The organism is Streptosporangium sp. NPDC048047, from assembly GCF_040653115.1.
In the GTDB taxonomy this organism is placed as follows: Bacteria; Actinomycetota; Actinomycetes; order Streptosporangiales; family Streptosporangiaceae; genus Streptosporangium.
The window spans coordinates 1-19898 of record NZ_JBEZNH010000076.1; the positions used below are offsets into that span (position 1 = coordinate 1).

Genomic DNA, 19898 nt, shown 5'->3' on the forward strand with positions numbered 1-19898 from the left:
GTATGACGACTCGCCGTTGATCGCGTTCACCGATCCGCCGCTGACCACCGTGCGCAAGCCCATCGGCGCCATGGCCTCGGCCGCCGTGGCGACCCTGCTGGAGGAGATCAACGGCGCCGGCGGCAGGCACACCGAGCTGATGTTCCAGGCCGAGCTGGTCGTGCGCGGCTCGACCGGTTCGGGCCCCCTGGTCAACCGCTGACCACGGCGTACGGCGGCGGGGCCGTACGGCGCGGGCGTCCGCGGGCGAGGGGCCGTACGGCGCGGACACCCCTGACGGGAAGCCGGGCGGCGGGTGGGATCATTGAGCGGTGAACCATGACGTCGTCGTGATCGGCGGTACCGGTGTCGACACCACCGCCTACGTCCCCCGGCTCCCCCTGCCCTACGCCGACACCTACGCCGTCCCCCCGGTGATCGACCGGATCGGCAACACCGGCAGCGGCGTCGCGCTCGGCTGCCACGCCCTCGGCCTGAGGACCAAGCTGTTCGACCTGATCGGCGACGACCCGCAGGGGCGGCTCATCCGCGACCACCTGGCCGGCGCGGGGGTGGAGTTCGGCTGGGAGCTCGCCCCCCAGGGCACCCGGCGCAGCGTCCTGCTGGTCGGCCCCGACGGGCGGCGGCTGTCGCTGTTCGACCCGCGCCAGGCGCCGGGCGAGCGGCTGCCCCGCGAGCTGTACCTGCCCGCGGTGCGCGCGGCCCGGCACGTCCACGTGTCGATCGTGGACTTCGCCCGGCACGTCTACCCCGACCTGGAGGGCCTGGAGGGCACGCGGATCTCCACCGACCTGCACGACTGGGACGGCGAGAACGACCACCACCGCGACTTCGCCTACTCCTCGGACCTGGTGTTCCTGTCGGAGGCGGCGCTGGGCTCCCGCCGCGACGAGGTCATGCGCGACATCCTCGACCGGGGCCGCGCCACCACGGTGATCTGCACGGCCGGGGCCGAGGGCTGCCACGTCCTCGACGAGCACGGCCTGCGGCACGTCCCCGCCGCCCCGCTGCCCGGCCCGGTGGCCGACAGCAACGGCGCCGGCGACGCGTTCGTCTCCGGCGTGCTGTACGGCCTGCTGTCCGGCCGCCGGCTGGACGAGGCGGTCCGGCTGGGCACCCTGGCCGGCGCGCACGCCTGCACGGTGACGGGCACCCACGAGAGCCCCATCGACGAGGCGACCCTCCTGGCCCGCGCCGCCTGACCCGACGGCCCGGCTGCCGGCGTCCCGGGAGGCGACGACTCCGGGAGACGACGACCTCTGAAGACGACGACGGGCCCCGGATCGGTGATCCGGGGCCCGCACACGCCCGCCCGCGCGAGGCGGGCGGGCCGATCGCTCAGAGCCTGCCCAGCAGCTCCGCCGCCCGCTTCCGGTAGGTGGCGACGTTGCCCAGCTTGACGTCCTCGTAGCCGCGGACCACGTCCGGCAGCTCGGCCAGCTCGCGGACCGCGTCGAGGTTGTCCGGGCGCAGCCGGGCCAGGGCGCGGTGCACGTCGCGGGTGTACTCGTCCACCAGCTCCCGCTCGACCCTGCGCACCCCGGCCATGCCGAACGGGTCGAACGTGGTGCCGCGCAGCCCGCGCATGCCGTACAGCGCGCGGAAGGCCGGGTCGAACCAGGAGCCGAGCCGGATCTTGCGCTTCATGCCCAGGGCCCGCAGGAACGGCGGGTGCAGGTTGTAGGAGATCTTCGCGCCGGGGCCGAACTCGGCGGCGATCCTGGCCCGCTCCGCCGGGTCGAGGTGGAGCCGGGCCACCTCGTACTCGTCCTTGTAGGACATCAGGCGGTGCAGGTGGCGGGCGTAGGCCTCGGTGACCGGGAAGGACACCGTCCCCTCGCCGGCCTCCTCGCCCGCCGCCCCGCCCATGGCGGCCCGCTCCCCGTTCAGGACCGCGCGGACCGACTCGGCGTAGCGGGCGGCGTAGCGGGGGTTCTGGTAGGCGGCCAGGTCGGGCACCCGTACCGACAGCAGGCGGTGCAGCTCGGTGCCGGGGGCCGCGATCGAGTCCACGAGCCGGGATGTCTCCGGGCTCGGCGGCTGCTCGGCCGGGGCGTCCGGGCGGGTGGCCCGCGCCACCGCCTCGGGGTCGGCGACGACGGCGCGGCCCCAGTGGAAGGCGGCGACCGTCCTGTCGGCGCTCTTGCCGCCGCCGAGCCGGATGGCCCGCTCGATCGCCTCCAGGCTCAGCGGGATGAGCCCGCGCTGCCAGGCCGCGCCGACCACGATCGTGTTGGCCGGCATGTGGTCGCCGAACAGCGCCTGCGCGACCTCCTCGGCGTCGAGGTAGACGTTCAGCTCGCGCAGGGTCCGCGCCTCCAGCGCGCCGATCGGCGAGGCGACGTCGGTGACGTGCCGTGAGGGGTCGACGACCATCGAACCGGTGGGCGCGAGGCTGGTGGAGACCACGGCCACGGTCCGGTCGCGGCCGGCGGCCTTGAGGTTCTTCGGGTCGGTGGCGCCGAGCAGGTCGAGCGCGAGGTAGGCGTCCACCCCGGCCGTGCTCGCCTGGCCGGTCCGGTCGTCGTCGCCCTCGTAGATCAGGATGTCGGAGACGACGGTGCCGCCCTTCTGGGCGAGGCCGGTCTGGTCGAGCCCGCGCGAGCGCTTGCCGTCGAACATCGCTGCCCGGCCGATGATCTGCGCCACCGACAGCACACCGGTGCCGCCGATGCCGACCAGCCGGACGGTGGTCTCCGCGGTGCGGAACGCGGGCGCCGGCATCGCCGGCGGGGCGGGCACGGCCGCCCGCTTCGTGCCGGGCCTGCCCGGCACGACGGTCACGAAGGACGGGCAGTCGCCCTCGACGCAGGAGTAGTCCTTGTTGCAGGACGACTGGTGGATCTCGGTCTTGCGGCCGAACTCGGTGTCCACCGGCAGCACCGACAGGCACTCGGACTTCTTGCCGCAGTCGCCGCAGCCCTCGCACACCCGCTGGTTGATCGCCACCCGCCGGACCGGGTCGGGCAGGTCGCCCTTCTTGCGCAGCCGCCGCTTCTCGGCGGCGCACTGCTGGTCGTGGATCAGCACGGTCACGCCGGGGACCGCGGCCAGCTCCCGCTGGGCGTCCTCCAGCGCCGCGCGGCCGCGCACCTCGGCGATCCGGGCCAGCTTGACACCGCGGTAGCGCTCGGGCTCGTCGGTGGTGACGATCACCCGGCGCACGCCCTCGATCTCCAGCCAGCGGGTCAGGTCGGCCACGGCCAGGGACGGGGTGATCACCTGGCCGCCGGTCATCGCGATCGCGCTGTTGTAGAGGAGCTTGTAGGTGATGTTGACGCCCGCGCCGACGGCCGCCCGGATGGCGAGCGAGCCGGAGTGGTGGAAGGTGCCGTCGCCGAGGTTCTGGAAGATGTGCGGGGTGTCGGTGAACGGCGCCTGGCCGATCCACTGCGTGCCCTCGCCGCCCATCTGGGTCAGGCCGGTGAGCGTGCCCTTGCCCTCGCGGTTGATCACCACCATCGTGTGGCAGCCGATGCCCGCGCCGACCGGCGCGTCGTCCGGGACGGCGGTGGAGCGGTTGTGCGGGCAGCCGGAGCAGAAGAACGGCGTGCGCTGCGGGCCGAGCAGCTTCAGCGGCGCCGGCCGGGAGATCGACGCCAGGCCCCGGTCGATCCGCTCGCGCACGTCGGGGCCGAGCCGCCCGGCCGCCGCGTCCGCCTCGGCGCCGCGGCGCAGCCGGAAGGCGACCGCCTTGGCGGCCAGTTCGGCGTCCACCGCCCCGGCCTGCGGGATGAGCGCGGCGCCGTTGTCGTCGAGCTTGCCGAGGACCCGGGGGGCGCCGGCGGTGCCGTACAGGATCTCCTTGATCTGGCCCTCCAGCAGCGGGGCCTTCTCCTCCACGACGAGGATCTCGGTCAGGCCCCGGGCGAAGGTCCGTACGATCTCCGGCTCCAGCGGCCAGATCATGCCGACCTTCAGCAGGCGCACGCCGAGTTCGGCCGGGTCCACGCCGAGCCGGCGGAACGCCTGGCGCACGTCGTGGTAGGCGGTGCCGGAGGCGGCGATGCCGAGCCAGGCGCCGCCGGGGTCGGCGGTGATCCGGTTGAGGCCGTTCTCCCTGGCGTAGGCGCGGGCCAGCGCCAGGCGCGGCCCGACCAGGGTCTTCTCCATCTCCAGCGACCACGGGGTGAGCAGCGTCGCGTCGGGGACGTGCCGGTACGGCCTGCCCTCGTGCTCCACGACCGGCATGACCGGGACGACGCGGTCCAGGCCGGTCTCGACCGTGCCGGTGGCGTCCACCACGTTGGAGACGGCCTTGACGGCCACCCACAGGCCGCTGGCGCGGGAGGCGGCGACGGCGTGCCGGCCCAGGTCGAGCAGCTCCTGCACGGTTCCGGGGTGGACGACGGGCATGCCGATCGCGGCGAGGGCGGTCTCGGTGGCCGACGGCAGCGTGGAGGACTTGCAGCCCGGGTCGTCGCCGCAGAGGGCGATCAGGCCGCCGTCGGGATGGGCGCCGACGAAGTTGCCGTGCCGCAGGGAGTCGGCCGCGCGGTCGACGCCGGGGGCCTTGCCGTACCAGACGCCCAGGACGCCCGCCCTGCGCGGCCGGGGGAGGGCGGGCACGAGCTGGCTGCCCCAGACGGCGGTGGCGCCCAGCTCCTCGTTCTGGCCGGGCCGGTGCACGACGCCGAGCTCCTCGGCGAGCCGGCGGGAGCGGATGAGCTCCTGGTCGAAGCCGCCGAGCGGGGAGCCCGGGTATCCCGACACCATCGCGCCGGTGTCGAGGCCGGCGGCGCGGTCGGCGCGCATCTGGTCGAAGATCAGCCGGACCAGGGCCTGCGTGCCGGTCATGAACTCCCGATCCTCGCCGCGGGGGTGTCCGTCGCCGGGAGTCGCCTCTCGGGGGTCGGCGAAGATCGTCATGCTCTCGTCCCATCTCCAGGTCGCTGAGGGTGCGGCAAGGCTATGCCAGGCTACGGCGCACGCGATGTCAAGATTTATGCCGGATTGCTGGTCGATTAATATTTATTGCCATGGATGTCACCGATCGAGCAATTCTCAGCCTTCTCCAGCGGGAGGGGCGGCTCAGCAACCAGGAACTGGCCGAACGGGTGCGGCTGACCCCCTCCCCGTGCCTGCGCCGGGTCCGCAACCTGGAGGAGTCGGGAGTGATCAGCGGTTACCGCGCCGTTCTCGACCCGGCGGCCGTCGGGCGCGGTTTCCAGGTCCTGGCCTACGTGGAACTGGAGGGCCAGGACGCCGAGACCGTCACGGCGTTCGAGAACGCGGTCATGGAGATCGAGGACGTGGTGGAGTGCCTGCGCATGTTCGGCCGCCCGGACTACGTGCTGCGCGTCGCCGTACCGGACATGGACGCCTACAGCCAGCTCTGCCTGGAACGGCTGGGCCGCCTGCCCGGCCTGGACAAGCTCACCTCTCAGATCGCGATGAAGGCCCTCAAACCGGGTGGGCTTCTCCCGCTATGAGGGGATTCCGCAGCGCGATCATGGCGATGTCGTCGTCCTCGCCGGTCACCAGCCGGGCCAGCAGCTCGTCGCAGAGGGCGTCCAGCGGCTCGCGGACGAGCGACACGGCGTGGTCCCGCAGCCGGTTCAGCCCGGTCCCGAGATCCTCGCCGCGGCGTTCGACCAGGCCGTCGGTGTAGAGCAGGAGCGTGGCGCCCGGGTGCAGCGCCTCGACGGCGCTGTGGCGCGGCAGGTCCTTCGCGACGCCCAGCAGGGGGCAGCGCGCCTCGTCCAGGAAGCGTCCCTGGCCGTCCGGGGTGAGCAGCAGCGGTGGCGGGTGACCCGCCACCGAGTAGTTGAGCCGCCACAGGCCGGCCTCCGCCCGCTCGGCTCGCGCCAGCACGCAGGTGGCCGTCTGGTCCCGGCACAGCAGCTCCATGACCTTGTCCAGCCGCCGCAGCACCTCCTCGGGCGGCTCCTCGCGGTCCACGGCCAGCCCCCTGAGCATGGTGCGGATCTGGCCCATGGTCACGGCCGCGGGCAGGTCGTGGCCGGCGACGTCGCCGATCGTCAGCACGGGCGTGCCGTCGCCCAGCACGAAGCAGTCGTACCAGTCGCCGCCGACCGCCGCGGCCGCCGGGCTAGGCCGGTAGCGGGCCACGATGCGCAGGCCGGGGACGGACGGCGGCTCGGCCAGCAGGCTGCGCTGCAGGGCGAGCGCCACCCGCTGGGTGCGCTGGAACTCCATGGCGCCGCTGAGCGCGTCGTGCGCGTGGTCGAGCATCTGCCCGATCAGGGTCACGTCGGCCTCGCTGATCGCCGGGCGGTCCCCGCAGGTGGCGACGGTCACCAGCGCCGCCACGAACCCGTCGACGACGACCGGGACGAGCGCCGCGCTGGTGGCCCGGACGGTGATCAGCCACCTGATGCCGCCCGGCGGCAGCTGCAGGTCCGGCGGCGGCTTGCCCCGGGGGAACTCCCGGCGCACGACGTGGCGGCGGCGCACCGCCCGCACCAGCGCGCTCTCCGGGCCGAGCGTCACCTCGTACCCGGTCTGCAGTCCGGGCAGGCCCGGCCGTACGGCGCCGGCCACGTGCCGGAAGACGAGCGGGGGTCCCACCGGCCGGTCCGGCGACTCCGGCAGCAGGTAGATGCCGCACACGTCGGCCAGCTCCGGCACGATCACGTGCGCCAGCGCCGAGAGCATCTCCTCCAGGCGCGTGACGTCCGCGGTGGCCGCCGAGGCGCGGCCCAGCAGCTCGCGGCACCTCTCCTGCTGCCACTGCTGCTCGATGTCGGCGCAGGTGCCGACCCACTCGACCACGCGGTCGTCCTCGTGCACCGGCACGGCCCGCGCGCTGAAGTGCCGGTAGCCGCCGTCGGCCAGCCGGAGCCGGTGGACGTGCTCCCACAGCGGGAACACCTCCCCGACCGCCTTGGCCCACGACTCGGCGGTCTCGGCCCGGTCGTCGGGGTGGACGGCGTCGAGCCATCCGTCGCCCTGGAACTCCTCCCACGTCTGGCCGGTCACCTTCTGCCACCCCGGGCTCGGCTCGATGACACCGCCGTCGGCCCCGGCCACCCAGAGCATCTGGGTGCCGACCCGCCCCAGGTTGCGGTAGCGCCGCAGCAGGCGGCGCCGCTCCTCCGACAGGGCGTCGATCCAGCGCGAGGCGATGACCTGCTCGGTCACCTCCACGGACACCTGCAGCACCCCGCGCTCGCCGCCACCGAGGCAGATCTCCGACATGCTGAAGTTGAAGAAGCGCTCCTGCGGGCCGCCGCCGGCGAAGGACATGGTGGCCCGGCCCTCGACGATGTTCACCGGCTGCCCGTCCCGCATGACCCGGTCCAGCATCGAGATGTAGGAGTCGCGCTCGACCAGGTCGGCGAACGCCTCGCGTGCGGGGACGCCGAACGGTCTGTCGCCGAAGGCCGACCGGTAGGCGGCGTTGGTGTACATCAGGCGGTGGTCCGGGCCCCTGCTGACCGATACCCCGACCGGAGCCGGGTCGAAGATGTCCAGGGCCAGGCCGCTGAAGATGTCGATCCGGGCGTCCTTCATCCCATGCTCTCCCGATGGGGACAGCGGCATGCGCTCGTCGCATGCCCGCAATTCCCCTTTTTGTCGTGTACGCGCATGGGGCAATCATCTATCCGCGCAGGTCAGGACGGGGAAAAGGGAGAGTATGGTACGCCTTGCGTACCGGGATCGGCCCCGCCGCAGGAGCCGTCCCCGGCACGACCCGGAAGACGTCAGCCCTTGTCCGCCCCCTCGTTGGCCCCCCGGACGAAGTACCGCTGGAAGATCACGAAGATGACCGCGACCGGGATCGTGGCCAGCACCGCCGCTCCCAGCTTGAGCGGGTACTGCATGCCGCTGCCCAGTGACCCCGACACCAGGTCGGCCAGCCCGCGGGGCAGCGTGAACAGCTCCGGGCTCTGCACCGCCACCAGACTGTGCGGCAGCTCGTTCCACGTGCCCTGGAACGACAGGATGGCCAGCGTGAGCAGCGCCGGCCTGGCCATCGGCAGCACGACGGACCAGAACGCGCGGAACACCCCGGCGCCGTCGATGCGCGCGGCCTCCTCCACGCTGACCGGGATCGACTCGAAGAACTGCTTCATGATGAAGACCCCGGCCGCGTCGGCGACCATCGGAACGATCAGCGCGGCGTAACCGTCGTACATCCCCAGCTGGTTGAGCACCAGGAACTTCGGGATGAACAGCACCACGCCCGGCACCGCCATCACCGCGAGCACCGCCGAGAACAGGGCCCGCCGTCCCCGGAAGCGGAGCCGGGACAGCGCGTAGCCGGCCAGCGAGTCCAGGAACACCCGCCCCACGGTGACGGCGACCGTCACCAGCACCGAGTTGCCCAGCCACAGCGGCATGTCGGTGCCGAGGAACACCTTCTCGTACCCGGCGAGCGACAGAGGTGAGGGCACCGGCGACAGTGGGTCGGCCGTCGCGCCGGCCTCGGTCTTGAGCGAGCCGGCGACCTGGATGACGAACGGGTACAGGAACACCAGCGCGAAGAACACCAGGATCGCGTAGCCCGCGAACAGCGAGGCCGCCGACCGCGCCTCCACGGGTCCGCCTCTCCTCCGGAGCCGCGCCGCCCCGGAGGGCGGCCGGGCGGGCGCCCGCCGGGGCGCCCGAGAATCCGCCGCGGTCGTCATGTCGAGGACCTCCTCGTTCGCGCCGTGCGGCGGTCGCGTGGCCGGGCGTCCCGGTCGCGCATCACCCACCGCTGGATGAGGCTCAGCACCACGATGACGGCGAAGAGCACGAAGGAGATCGCCGCGCCCGGGCCGTAGTCGAAGCTGCGGAAGGCCGTCTGGTAGGACAGGTAGGCCGGGGTCAGCGTGGTCTTGGCCGGGCTGCCCTGGCTCATCACGTAGATCTGGTCGAAGACCTGCCAGGTGGCGATCAGCCCGAGCGTCAGCACCAGGAACAGCGTCGGCTTCAGCAGCGGCAGCGTCACGTACCGCAGGCGCTGCCACCGGCCGGCTCCGTCGAGCATGCTCGCCTCCTCCAGCGACACCGGGACGTCCTGGAGCGCGGCGAGGAACATCAGCATGAACGTGCCGGACGTGGTCCACACGACCAGGATGATGATCGTGCACATCGCCACGCTGGGTCCCGACAGCCACTCCCACCACGACAGCCCGAGCGGGCCGTCGCCGGTCAGCGCCGCCGGTGGCGCGTCCGGATCGGCCAGGCCCACGGCGCCGAGCAGCAGATGCAGCACCCCCCGCGAGTCGGCGAACCACTGCGGGCCGTCCACGCCGAACAGCCCGAGCAGCCGGTTGACCGCGCCGGAGCCGGCGAAGACGAACAGGAACACCACACCGATCGCCACCGAGCTGGTCACCGACGGGAAGAAGAACGCGGTGCGGAAGAACGTCCGGCCCTTCAGCAGCCTGCCGTTGACGACCAGGGCGAGGCCGAGGGCCAGCACGGTCTGCGCCGGCACGACGATCGCCACGTAGTAGAGGTTGTTGCGGACGCTGGTCATGAAGTCCCGGCGGGTCAGGCCGTCCTCGGTGAACAGCCGGGCGTAGTTGTCCAGGCCCACGAACGGCACCCCGTCGCGGAACGGGCTTCCCTGGCCGTTCCAGTCGGTCAGGCTCACCCACATCGCCATCAGGATCGGCACGAGCATGAACAGCCCGAGGATCACCACCACCGGCGCGACGAACAGCCAGCCGGCGATGTTCTCCCTGGCGGCGTCGCTCAGCCGGAACCCGCGGCGGCCCGCGCGGATCGCGGTGTCGGCCACGTCGCCCTCCTTCCATCCTTCCATCCGGACGGCCCCGGCCTCTTCGCACGGGGGCCGGGACCGTCCGTCCTCTCGGGTCCGGTCAGGGTCAGTCGCCGAGCGCGGCCTGGGTGTTCCGCTGCAGCTGCTGCAGGATCGTCCTGGGCGGCGTGGAGTCGATCTTCTGCAGGCCGGTGTCGAAGTCGGCCAGCACGCTCTCCACCTTCGGGGCGTTCACCGGGCCGTGGGCGTGGTCGGCGCCCGCCACGAACGGGGCGTCGGCGGGGAACTCCTTGACATAGGCGTCCCTGGCCGACTGCCGGGAGGGCATGACGCCGAAGGCGCGGGCGAAGGCCATCTGCTGGTCGGCCTTGGTCATCGCCTCGACGAAGTCGATCGCCGCGTCCTTGTGCCTGCTCTTGGCCGCGACGCCCCAGCAGGTGGTGAACGACAGGGTGCCCTTGCCCGCGGGACCGGCGGGCAGCTCGTGCACCGAGTACTTCAGGTCGGGGAAGTCGGCCTTGAGCGCGCCCTTGAGCCAGTTGCCCTCGATGGCCATCGCGGCCTTGCCCTTGCCGAACGCCTCACCGGCCCAACCGGAGTCCAGGCGCTTGGGGAACACCGCCAGCTTGTCCCTCACCAGCTTCCGCACGTACTCCAGCGCCGCGAGGTTCTGCGGGGTGTCGGCGGTGGCCTGCCTGCCGTCGGGGCTGGTGATCCAGCCGCCGGCCTGCACCATGAAGGCGCCGATCCGGTCGCGGCTGTCGCCGAGGGCCAGCGGGACGATCCCCTTCGCCTTGAGTTTCTCGCTCACCGCGGTCAGCTCGTCCCAGCTGGTCGGCACGTCGTCCTCCGACAGCCCTGCCTTCTTCCACAGCTCCTCGTTGACCGTCAGCGCCAGGGTGGAGAAGTCCTTGGGCACGCAGTAGAGCTTCCCGTCGTAGGTGAAGGCGGTGCGGAGGCTCTCGTAGAAGTCGCCGGGCTCGGAGATCCTGTCCCCGTACGGTTCCAGCGCGCCGACGCTGGCGTAGTCGGCGAACCGGACGGCGTCGACGTAGAAGACGTCCGGCGGGTCGCCGGCCGCGAACGCCTGACCGAGCTGCTGGGTCATGTTCTGGGCGGGCGTCACCGTCGCGGTGTTGCCGCTGGCCTTGGCCCAGGCGTCCGCCGCCTGGCGCACCGCGTTCGTCTCGGCGTCGCCGGAGGAGCCGATGAGCACCCGCAGAGCGGCGGGTCCCGCGCTCTGCGGCGCCGCCGCGCCGCCGGGCTTGTCGTCGAAACCGCTGCCACAGGCCGCCGAGGTGAGGAGGGCGCCGCAGGCGGCCAGGCCGAGGGCCGCCGCGCGGAGGTTGCTGCGTTTCATCGCGTTCCCTGATCGTCGTTGAGAGGGGTCGGGGGGTGTCGGTGGTTCGGTGGTTCGGTGGGGAGGGCGGGCCTCCACGGAGGGGACCCCGCGGGGCCGCGAGGCTCCGCGGGGGGGGCCGCGGGGGTCAGGTGGACCCGCGCACCACCAGGGCGGGGCGCAGCAGGATCTGACGTGGTGATCCCGTGGAGGCCCCCGCCTCCCCGCGGTCCGCCGCGCCGGTTCCGACGCCGATGCCGGCGTCGGCGCCGGCCGCCGTACGGCCCGGCGCGGCGCTCACGGCGTCGCCCGCCGTACGGCCCGGCGGGTCCTCGCCGTCGAGGAGCCCGGTGAGCAGCGCGACGCAGTTCGCCGCGGCCTCGGCCAGCGGCTGGCTGACGCTGGTCAGCCCCACCGCCCTGGCCACCGGCGTGTCGTCGAAGCCGACGACCGCGACCGGCCGGTCCGGACGGACCGGCCGGTCCATGCCTTGGCCGTCGCCGGGGGAGCGGGCGGCGTGCAGCGCGCCGAGGGCGAGCGAGTCGCTCACGCAGACCAGCGCGGTCACCGGGTCGCCGCCGCCCAGCAGGTCGCGGGCCAGCGCCTCGCCGGCGGCCACGCCGTCGTCGGTCGCGCGGTCCAGGCCCGTGGGATCGACTCCCGCCGCGGCGAGGGTCCGCGCCCAGCCGGCCCGGCGGTCGTCGCCGACGCCGGAGCCGGCCGGCCAGCCGATGAACCCGATCCGCCGGTGCCCGGCGTCGAGGAGGCGGCGGGTCGCCTCGGCGGTCCCGGCGGCGCCGTCAACGTCCACCCAGGCGTGGCCGGACCCCTCCGGCACGCCCCACGGGCGGCCGAAGGTCACGAACGGCAGCCGCCGCTCGGCCAGCCAGGAGGTGCGGGCGTCGCCGTGGTGGGTGCTGGTGAGCACGAAGGCGTCGGGCTCGTAGGCGCCCAGCAGGTCGTCGATGGTGGCGATCTCCGAGGCGTCGTCCTCGGCGGTGTAGAGCAGCACCCGGTAACCCGCCGCGGCGGCCGACTCGGTGAGCCCGTGCAGGAAGCGGTCGTAGACGGTGCCGTTGATGCCGTCGTGGGACGGCTCGATGCGCGTGGCGATCAGCCGGGACCTGCCGGTGCGCATCTGCCGCGCGGCCTGGCTGGCGCGGTACCCCAGCGTCTCGACGGCCTCCAGCACCCGCCGTCGTGTCTCCTCGCGGACGACCTCCGGGGTGTTGAGCACGTTCGACACCGTCTGGCGGGACACCTTCGCGTGCCGCGCCACGTCGGTGATCGTCACTTTTTGCGTCATTTGCACCTTGCTGGGGTTTGAACGTTCAAAGGGGGATACGGCATGATTGGATCGTTCAAGTAAAGGAATTGCATCGCAATGTGCACCTCCGGCGTCGTTCTGTCAAGACCGTGCCGGCCCCCACCCCGACCCCCGAGGGATCACCAGTGCTTGCCGAAGCCACATCCGACCCGGCGGACGGCGCCCCCGCGACGACCGGACGGGACCCCCGCCTGCAACCGCTGCTCCACGACCTCGTCAGCGTCGTGCTGGCGCCGACGACCGCGCTGGGCGGCGCCGACGGGCAGATCCGCCCCGCCGGGGTGCAGGGACTCTTCCACGCCGACTCCCGGGCGCTGTCACAGGTCGTGCTGAAGGTGGACGGCCGGGAACCGGAGGCCGTCGGCCACGCCCCGGGCGGCCCCGGCGGCGCGCGGTTCGTCTCCCTGGCGCGGTGGCTGGGCGACCCCGGCCCCGACCCCACCGTCCGGATCGACCGCGTCCGCCGCGTCACGCCGGGCCGCATGGACGAGGAGATCGAGGTCGTCTCCACCGCCGCGGCCCCGGTGACCGCCGCCGTCACCCTGGAACTGGGCTGCGACTTCGCGCCGATCGAGACGGTGAAGTCGGGCGGCTCCGGCACCCCGGCGACGGCCGAAGACGGCGCGCCCGGCGAGCTGACCTGGCGCTCCGGGAACATCCGGGTCACCGTGACCGGCCGGGACGCCGACGCCGGCCGGGACGTCGGCACCGACGCCGCGGCCGGGCCCCGTGGGACGGCGCGGCTGAGCTGGCGGGTCGAGTTGCCCCCGCGCGGGCGGGCCGTACTGCGCTGGAACGTCGCGATCGACGACCCCGGCGCCGTCGTGGCCGCCCCCCGCCGCCCCGTCGAGTGGTCCAGGCCCGAGGCCGAGGCCGCGGACCACCGGCTGCCCCGCCTGCTGGAACAGTCGCTCGACGACCTGGCCTCCCTGCGGCTGACCGAGACCGGCGCCCCCGGCGACACCTTCCTCGGCGCGGGCGTGCCGTGGTTCCTGACCCTCTTCGGCCGCGACAGCCTGTGGGCCGCCCGCATGCTCCTGCCGCTCGGCACCGACCTCGCCGCCGGAACCCTGCGGATCCTCGCCCGCCGCCAGGGCGTGCGGACCGACCCGGCCTCCGGCGAGGCGCCCGGGAAGATCATGCACGAGCTGCGCCGCCACGAGTCCGTGTTCCCCGAGCACGGCATGCGGCTGCCCCCCGCCTACTACGGCACCGTCGACGCCACCCCGCTGTGGATCAGCCTGCTCCACGACGCCTGGCGCTGGGGCATGCCCGGGGAACAGGTCGCGGCGCTGCTGCCCAACCTGGAGGCCGCGCTGGGCTGGCTCGCCGACCACGCCGACCCCGACGGCGACGGCTTCGTCGAGTACGTCGACGAGAGCTCCCGCGGGCTGGCCAACCAGGGATGGAAGGACTCCGGGGACGCCGTGCGGTTCCACGACGGCCGGACGGCCCCGCCCCCCATCGCCCTGGCCGAGGTGCAGGGCTACGTCTGCGAGGCCGCCCGGCACGCCGCGGCCCTGCTGGAGGCGTTCGGACGGCCGGGCGCCGACCGCTGGCGCGACCACGCGGGCCGCCTCGCCGAACGGTTCCGCGCCCGGTTCTGGGTGGACGGCCCGCACGGCCGCATCCCCGCCCTCGCCCTCGACCGCGACAAACGGCCGGTGGACGCCCTCACCAGCAACATCGGCCACCTCCTCGGCACCGGCCTGCTCTCCGAGGCCGAGTCGGCGCACGTCGCCGGGCTGCTGACCTCGCCCGCCATGGCGAGCGGCTTCGGGCTGCGCACGATGTCGTCGCGGGACGGCGGGTTCAGCCCGATGTCGTACCACTGCGGGTCCGTCTGGACGCACGACACCGCGATCGTCATCTCCGGCCTGGCGCGCGCCGGGTTCGGGGCCCAGGCGGGAGAGCTGGCCAGGGGCCTGCTGACCGCCGGGGAGTCATTCGGCTACCGCCTGCCGGAGCTGTTCGCCGGGGACGACAGCCGGGTGGCCGGCCGTCCCGTGCCCTACCCGGCGGCCTGCCGCCCGCAGGCGTGGTCGGCCGCCGCCGCGGTCGTGATCGCGCACGCTGCCGTGGGCCTCTACCCGGACGTGCCGGCCGGTCGCGTGCTGCTGCGCCCCCTCGCCGGGACGCCGCTCGGCGCGGTGTCGGTGCGGGGGCTCCGGGTGGCCGGGCACGAGGTGGGCGTCGCGGTCGGCCCGGACGGCTCCGTCACCGTGGACGGCCTCCCGGACGGCCTCGTCACCGTGGACGGCCTCCCGGACGGCGCTGCGGCCGGGACGGACCTCAGGTGAGGCCGAGCCGGGCCAGCTCGCGGCGGGACCGGACACCGAGTTTGCGGTAGGCCCGGTAGAGGTGGTGCTCCACGGTGCGCGGGCTGAGGAACAGGTGGGCGGCGATCTCCCGGCTCGTGCCGCCGTCCATCGCCAGCCGTACGACCTGGAGCTCCTGGGGTGTGAGCCGCTCCAGGGGGTCGGCGGCCGCCGGCCGGGCGGCCACGACGGACTCCCCGGTCGCCCTCAGCTCCGCCTCCGCGCGCGCCCGCCACGGCGCGGCCCGCAGCCGCTCGAAGGTCCGCAGCGCCGCGCGCAGCGGAGCGCGGGCGTCGCTGCGGCGGAGGGCCCGGCGCAGCCACTCGCCGTACGCCAGCTCGGTGCGCGCCTGCTCGAAGGGCCGGTCCGCGCGCCGGTGCGCCGCGAGGGCGCGGAGGTAGTCGTCCTCGTCGTCGCCGAGCAGCGCCCGGCAGCGGGCGCTGACCGCCTCCGCCCAGGGCTGCCCCCCGGCGCGTGCCCAGGCCTCCAGGCGGCGCAGCGGCTCCTCGGCCCGTTCCGGCAGGCCCAGCCGTACGGCCGCCTCGACCTGCTCGGCTCCGGCCGTGACCAGCCCCGTCAGGTGGCGCAGCGGTCCCCGCTCGGCGGCCTCGAGGCGCTCCAGCACCCGCTCGTGACGTCCGAGCCCGAGGTCGAGCAGGCAGAGCGCGGCGAGGCCGGTCATGCCGCCGGCGTCGGCCGGGTCGCCGGCCAGCCGGACGCAGCGTTCCTCGTCGCCCTCGATGGCCGCCACCCTGGCCAGCACCGCGTGCAGCCGCGTCACCCGCCGGTGCATCCCGGTGTCGCACGCGAGCCGGACGGCCTCCGCGACGAATGCCTCGGCGTCGCGGTGACGGCCGGCCTGGACCCGCACCCCGGCCAGATCCTGCAGCACCTGGGGCAGCGCCCCCACCAGGCCCTGCCCGCGCAGCCGCGCCGCCTCGGCGGTCGCCAGGGCCGAGGCCGCGTCGTCGTCGGCGAGGACCATCGCGCAGAAGGCGGCCCACCGCGCGGTCGCGTCCTCCGGCGGCGTGACGGCGTCCTCAGGGGGCGTGTCCGGCGTCCGGGCGGCGGGCCCGGGTGACGCCTGGGCGACGAATCGCCGCAGCAGCGGCAGGCCACGCGCGTAGTCGTCGTCGACCAGACGCGCCAGCCCCTGGACCATGGGGTCCTGCCCGCCCATGCCTGCCAGCAGGGCGTCCGCCCTCCGGATCACCTCCGCCTCGCCGCAGAGCCACGCGTACCCGGCCGCCGTGCGCAGCATGGGCGCCACCCGCGCAGGCTCCGCGGCGGCGGCCCGTTCCACCAGGACCCGGGCGGCCCGCCGGCCCTCTCCCCGTTCGAACTCCACCGCCGCCCGTGTCCCGGCCAGCGCGGCCAGGGAGGCGGGGTCGTCCGCCGTCTCCTCGGCCCGCCGGACCAGATCCGCGGCGTGATCGGCGTGGCCGGACGAGAGCGCCGGCGACGCCGCCCGCGCCAGCCGGGCGGACCGGTCGGACGGGCTCGGGGTGAAGGCCGCGGCCTGCTCCCACAACCCGGCGGCGGCGGCGAAGGCGGCCCGGTCGCGGGCCCGTCCGGCGGCGGCGCTCAGGTCCGCCGCCAGATCCTCGTCCGGGGAGGTGGCGGCCGCGGCCCGGTGACGGACCCGGCAGTCGTCGTCGGTGGCCGCGTCCGCCAGCACCCGGTGCACGGCGATCCGCCGCGCCAGGGGCGCGCCCTGGTAGGCGGCGGTACGGATCAGGGGATGACGGAAGGCGATGGCGGTGGCGCTCACCTCGACCAGCCGGGCCTCCTCGGCCTCCGCCAGGTCCTCCGGCCCCACCCCCAGCGCCGCGGCGGCGCGCAGCAGCATGGGCAGGTCGCCGCGGCCCTCGGCGGCGGCCGTCAGCATCATCAGCCGGGTCCTCCCCGGCAGCAGGGCGATGCGCGAGCGGAAGGCCGAGAGCACCCGGTCGGCGACCGGCATCGGGCCGGCCGCCGTGTGGTAGGGCCGGCGTCCGGCGGAGAACTCCAGCAGCGCCAGCGGGTTCCCATCGGATTCGGCGATCACCTGATCCCGTTCCGCGGGCGGCAGGCCCCGGTGTTCCAGCAGGCGGGCCGCGTCCTCCCGCGACAGCCTGGACGGCCGGACCTCCGGCAGACCGGGGGCGGCGAAACCCTCCTCCCGCGCGGCGAACAGCAGCGCGGCCCTCTCGTCCGTGAGACGCCGGGCGGCGAACAGCAACGCGTCGGCGGTGGCCTGGTCCAGCCAGTGAGCGTCGTCGACCAGGCAGAGCACCGGCCCGTCGCCGGCCAGGCGGGCCAGCAGCGTCATCACGGCCAGCCCGGACAGGAACCTGTCCTGCCCGGCCCGGCCGCCCGAGCCGAGCACCGCGCGCAGCGCGTCCGCCTGTGGCGCGGGCAGGGCGCCGAAGTGGTCCTGGACCGGCCAGAGCAACTGCACGAGCCCGGCGAAGGCGAGATCGGCCTCCGGTTCGACGCCGGCGGCCCGCAGCACCCGCACCCCGGAGCCGGCGCAGTACGCGGCGGCCCGGTCCAGCAGCGCCGACTTGCCGATGCCGGCCTCGCCGCGCAGGACGAGGCCGCCGCTGTGGCCGGCACGCGCCGCCTCGACGAGCTTCTCGACCGCGGCCTGCTCACTCGCCCTGCCGTACAGCAACGACCACGCCTTTCGCTCCGGGGAGCAGACGGCCGGGATACGTAGGCGATCCCAGTAGCCCAGTACCGCAACCTTACCGATTCGGCCGGTGAGGGCCCGTTCGTAGCCTCGTCACACCGAACGAGCTCATGGCACGGAGGGTGACATGAACGAACTGCTCACGCCGGTCACCGGCGGCGCGCTGGATCTCCCCAGCCGCCTGGTCATGGCGCCCATGACACGGAACAGGGCCCCGGGCGGGCTGGTCGGCGGACACACCGCCGAGTACTACGCCCAGCGCGCCGGCGCCGGCCTGATCATCACCGAGGGAACCCAGCCGTGCGTGATCGGCCAGGGTTACCTCGACACCCCGGGCCTGCACTCGCCCGAGCAGGCGGCGGCCTGGCGTCTGGTGACGGACGCGGTGCACCGGCGAGGCGGCCGCATCGCGGTCCAGATCATGCATTCCGGGCGGATCGGTCATCCCCGCCTGTATCCAGGGGGTGAGCTGCCCCTCGCGCCGTCCGCGATCCGCTCTGGGGAGTGGCTCCACACCCCCGAAGGGCTGCTCGAACACCCGACCCCGCGGGAGATGACCCCGGCCGACATCGACCGGGCCGTCGAGGAGTTCGCGGCCTCGGCCCGGCTGGCGATGGACGCGGGCTTCGACGCGGTCGAACTGCACGCCGCCAGCGGCTACCTGATCCACCAGTTCCTGTCGGACAACGCCAACCGGCGCACCGACGCCTACGGGGGCCCGGTCCCGAACCGGATCAGGTTCGCCGTGGAGGTCGTGCGGGCCGTCAGCGCCGCCGTCGGTCCGGACCGCACCGGCATCCGCGTCTCTCCCGGCATCACCTACAACGGCATGAACGAGAGCGACACGGAGATCCTCTACGCGGAGCTGACCCGCGCGCTCGCGCCGTTCGGACTGGCCTACCTGCACGTCTCGGAGAACGACACACGTGACGTGACCAAGATCATTCGCTCGGAGTGGCCGGGCGTCCTCATCCTCAACCCGCACCCGTGGAGCGGCGACGAGCCCGCGACCCCCGCCGACGGGATCGAGGCGCTGCGCTCAGGGCTGGCCGACGCGATCTCCTTCGGCAGGCTGTGGCTGGCCAACCCCGACCTGCCCGCGCGGATCGCCGCGGGCGGCCCGTACAACGAGGCCGACCGGGCGACCTTCTACGGCGGCGACCACCGCGGCTACACCGACTACCCGTCGCTGCCCGCGCCCGGGGAGGGAAGATGAGCGTCCCGTCATCTTCTCCCGGAGCCACTCCCGGCGGTGTCCCGTCATCTCCTTCCGGAGCCGCCCGCGGCGGCGTCCCGTCCCCTCCTCCCACGGCCGCTCCCGGCGGCGTCCCGCGGCGGGCGGCGCCGCCGGCGCGCCGGATGCCGGCGGTGTGGCCGGCGCTGCTGGCGGGGCCGCTCTCCTTCGGTATCGCCGGGCCCAGCCTCATCCTGCCGGACGCGGCCCGCGACCTCGGGCTGAGCCTCGGCGCGGTGACCTGGATCGTCACCGCGTTCGGCTGGGCCATCGCGATCGGCACCCCGCTGATGGCGGGCCTGCAGAGTCACCGGGGAGTACGGCGGGCCCTGCTCGCCTGCGCCGCCTCGGTGGCCTTGGGCGCGGCGCTCGTGGCGGCCGGGCCGTCGCTGCCGGTACTGGTCCTGGGCAGCGTGGCCCAGGGGCTTGGCACGGCGGGGTTCACCACGATCGCCATGAGCCTCACCCGTTCGGCGCGCTCGATGGGGCTGGTCACGGCCTCGCTGGCGACGGTGGGCGCCACCGCCCCGCTGGTCGCCGACCTGGTCGCGGGGGCGCTGTCCTGGCGGGCGGCCCTGGCGTTGCCCGCGCTGAGCCTGCTGGCCGTGCCGGGCGTGCTGCGGCACCGCCCGGCGGACCCGGCACCCGGCGCGCCCTTCGACCTCCGGGGGGCGGCGCTGCTGACGGCGCTGGTCACGGCGCTGGTGTTCATCCCCCATTCGTGGCCGGTGGCCGGGGCCGCCGCCGTCGCCGCCTGCGGGCTGCTGGCGTTGCACCTGCGCGCCAGGCCCGACGGGTTCGTGCCCGCGTCCGTCGTCCGCGCTCCGGTGTTCCTCCTGGTGTCCGGGCTGGCGTTCCTGCTGGCCGCGATCAACTTCGGAATGATCTATCTCCTGCCCGCCCTGCTGGCCGGGCGGACGGGCTGGACCAGCGGCGCGGTGGGGCTGGCCATCCTGTGGCCGCTGCTGTTCGGCGGGCTGGTCTCGTACGGGGTGATCGCCGCCACCGCGAAGGCGCCCGTGAAGGTCGTCACCGTGCTGTTCCCCGGGCTGGCGGCGGCCGGCGCGGTGCTGGCGGGCACCGGTGCCTCACCGGCCGTCCTCCTCGTCGCGCAGGCGCTCACCTCCCTCGCCGCCGCGTCCGGGCAGGGCGCGTTCGCGGCGCGCGCCGCCGCGGCGGTGCCCGACGGCGCGCGGGCGACGGCGATGGGCCAGTTCAACCTCTGCTACCTGCTGGGCGCCGCGTTCGGCCCCGCCATCGCGGCCGCCCTCACCGGCTGACCGCCGCCCCGCCCGCGGCCGGCGGACGGCCGGCACCCGAAAACGAC

General features: G+C 74.4%; 13 protein-coding genes. 6 read left to right on the plus strand and 7 right to left on the minus strand.

Features of this window, described 5'->3' with window-relative positions:
• The coding region (locus tag AB0D67_RS35720) for a substrate-binding domain-containing protein (protein ID WP_362945835.1) at positions 1 to 202 on the plus strand (202 nt) is incomplete at its 5' end.
• A 109-nt stretch (positions 203 to 311) separates the two neighbouring features.
• The gene (locus AB0D67_RS35725; RefSeq protein ID WP_362945838.1) at positions 312 to 1202 is read left to right on the plus strand and encodes a PfkB family carbohydrate kinase; all 891 of its coding nucleotides are present in this window, start codon (positions 312 to 314) and stop codon (positions 1200 to 1202) included.
• 136 nt (positions 1203 to 1338) lie between these two features.
• Here the strand turns inward: AB0D67_RS35725 and AB0D67_RS35730 are convergent, their stop codons facing one another.
• Positions 1339 to 4869 (minus strand): indolepyruvate ferredoxin oxidoreductase family protein, encoded by a 3531-nt coding sequence (locus AB0D67_RS35730; RefSeq protein WP_362945841.1) that lies wholly within the window; start codon positions 4867 to 4869, stop codon positions 1339 to 1341.
• A gap of 110 nt (positions 4870 to 4979) precedes the next feature.
• On the opposite strand from AB0D67_RS35730, the gene AB0D67_RS35735 reads away from it, so the two are divergent.
• Positions 4980 to 5432, plus strand: a complete 453-nt coding sequence (locus tag AB0D67_RS35735; protein ID WP_362945844.1) for an Lrp/AsnC family transcriptional regulator — start codon at positions 4980 to 4982, stop codon at positions 5430 to 5432.
• Here AB0D67_RS35735 and AB0D67_RS35740 read toward each other — a convergent pair.
• The 5 genes from AB0D67_RS35740 to AB0D67_RS35760 form a co-directional block, all read right to left on the minus strand.
• On the minus strand, positions 5404 to 7476 hold the full coding sequence (locus tag AB0D67_RS35740) for a SpoIIE family protein phosphatase (protein ID WP_362945846.1): 2073 nt from the start codon (positions 7474 to 7476) through the stop codon (positions 5404 to 5406). The genes AB0D67_RS35735 and AB0D67_RS35740 overlap by 29 nt on opposite strands.
• A 191-nt stretch (positions 7477 to 7667) precedes the next feature.
• Complete coding sequence (locus AB0D67_RS35745) at positions 7668 to 8504, minus strand: carbohydrate ABC transporter permease (RefSeq protein WP_362945849.1); 837 nt, start codon at positions 8502 to 8504, stop codon at positions 7668 to 7670.
• Positions 8505 to 8590: 86 nt separating this feature from the next.
• A complete protein-coding gene (locus AB0D67_RS35750) occupies positions 8591 to 9697 on the minus strand; it encodes a sugar ABC transporter permease (protein ID WP_362945851.1) in 1107 nt (368 codons plus the stop codon).
• 88 nt (positions 9698 to 9785) lie between these two features.
• Positions 9786 to 11039 (minus strand): extracellular solute-binding protein, encoded by a 1254-nt coding sequence (locus AB0D67_RS35755; RefSeq protein ID WP_362945853.1) that lies wholly within the window; start codon positions 11037 to 11039, stop codon positions 9786 to 9788.
• A 127-nt stretch (positions 11040 to 11166) separates the two neighbouring features.
• Positions 11167 to 12324 (minus strand): LacI family DNA-binding transcriptional regulator, encoded by a 1158-nt coding sequence (locus AB0D67_RS35760; RefSeq protein WP_362945857.1) that lies wholly within the window; start codon positions 12322 to 12324, stop codon positions 11167 to 11169.
• A 146-nt stretch (positions 12325 to 12470) separates the two neighbouring features.
• On the opposite strand from AB0D67_RS35760, the gene AB0D67_RS35765 reads away from it, so the two are divergent.
• A complete protein-coding gene (locus AB0D67_RS35765; RefSeq protein WP_362945859.1) occupies positions 12471 to 14645 on the plus strand; it encodes a glycogen debranching N-terminal domain-containing protein in 2175 nt (724 codons plus the stop codon).
• Here AB0D67_RS35765 and AB0D67_RS35770 read toward each other — a convergent pair.
• On the minus strand, positions 14638 to 17319 hold the full coding sequence (locus tag AB0D67_RS35770) for an AAA family ATPase (protein ID WP_362945861.1): 2682 nt from the start codon (positions 17317 to 17319) through the stop codon (positions 14638 to 14640). The genes AB0D67_RS35765 and AB0D67_RS35770 overlap by 8 nt on opposite strands.
• Positions 17320 to 17464: 145 nt before the next feature.
• Between AB0D67_RS35770 and AB0D67_RS35775 the strand changes: the two genes are divergently transcribed.
• Together AB0D67_RS35775 and AB0D67_RS35780 are read left to right on the plus strand one after the other, a co-directional pair.
• Entirely contained in the window at positions 17465 to 18553 is a 1089-nt protein-coding gene (locus tag AB0D67_RS35775) for an alkene reductase (protein ID WP_362945864.1), read from the plus strand.
• Entirely contained in the window at positions 18550 to 19851 is a 1302-nt protein-coding gene (locus tag AB0D67_RS35780; protein WP_362945866.1) for an MFS transporter, read from the plus strand. The genes AB0D67_RS35775 and AB0D67_RS35780 overlap by 4 nt, the downstream gene beginning before the upstream one ends.
• The last annotated feature ends 47 nt before the right edge of the window (positions 19852 to 19898 follow it).

Excerpts from the sequence above, each read along its gene's own strand:
- AB0D67_RS35730 (WP_362945841.1), bottom strand. The coding sequence starts at position 4,869 with ATGACGATCTTCGCCGACCCCCGAGAGGCGACTCCCGGCGACGGACAC.
- AB0D67_RS35735 (WP_362945844.1), top strand. The coding sequence starts at position 4,980 with ATGGATGTCACCGATCGAGCAATTCTCAGCCTTCTCCAGCGGGAGGGG.
- AB0D67_RS35740 (WP_362945846.1), bottom strand. The coding sequence starts at position 7,476 with ATGAAGGACGCCCGGATCGACATCTTCAGCGGCCTGGCCCTGGACATC.
- AB0D67_RS35755 (WP_362945853.1), bottom strand. The coding sequence starts at position 11,039 with ATGAAACGCAGCAACCTCCGCGCGGCGGCCCTCGGCCTGGCCGCCTGC.
- AB0D67_RS35760 (WP_362945857.1), bottom strand. The coding sequence starts at position 12,324 with ATGACGCAAAAAGTGACGATCACCGACGTGGCGCGGCACGCGAAGGTG.
- AB0D67_RS35775 (WP_362945864.1), top strand. The coding sequence starts at position 17,465 with ATGAACGAACTGCTCACGCCGGTCACCGGCGGCGCGCTGGATCTCCCC.
- AB0D67_RS35780 (WP_362945866.1), top strand. The coding sequence starts at position 18,550 with ATGAGCGTCCCGTCATCTTCTCCCGGAGCCACTCCCGGCGGTGTCCCG.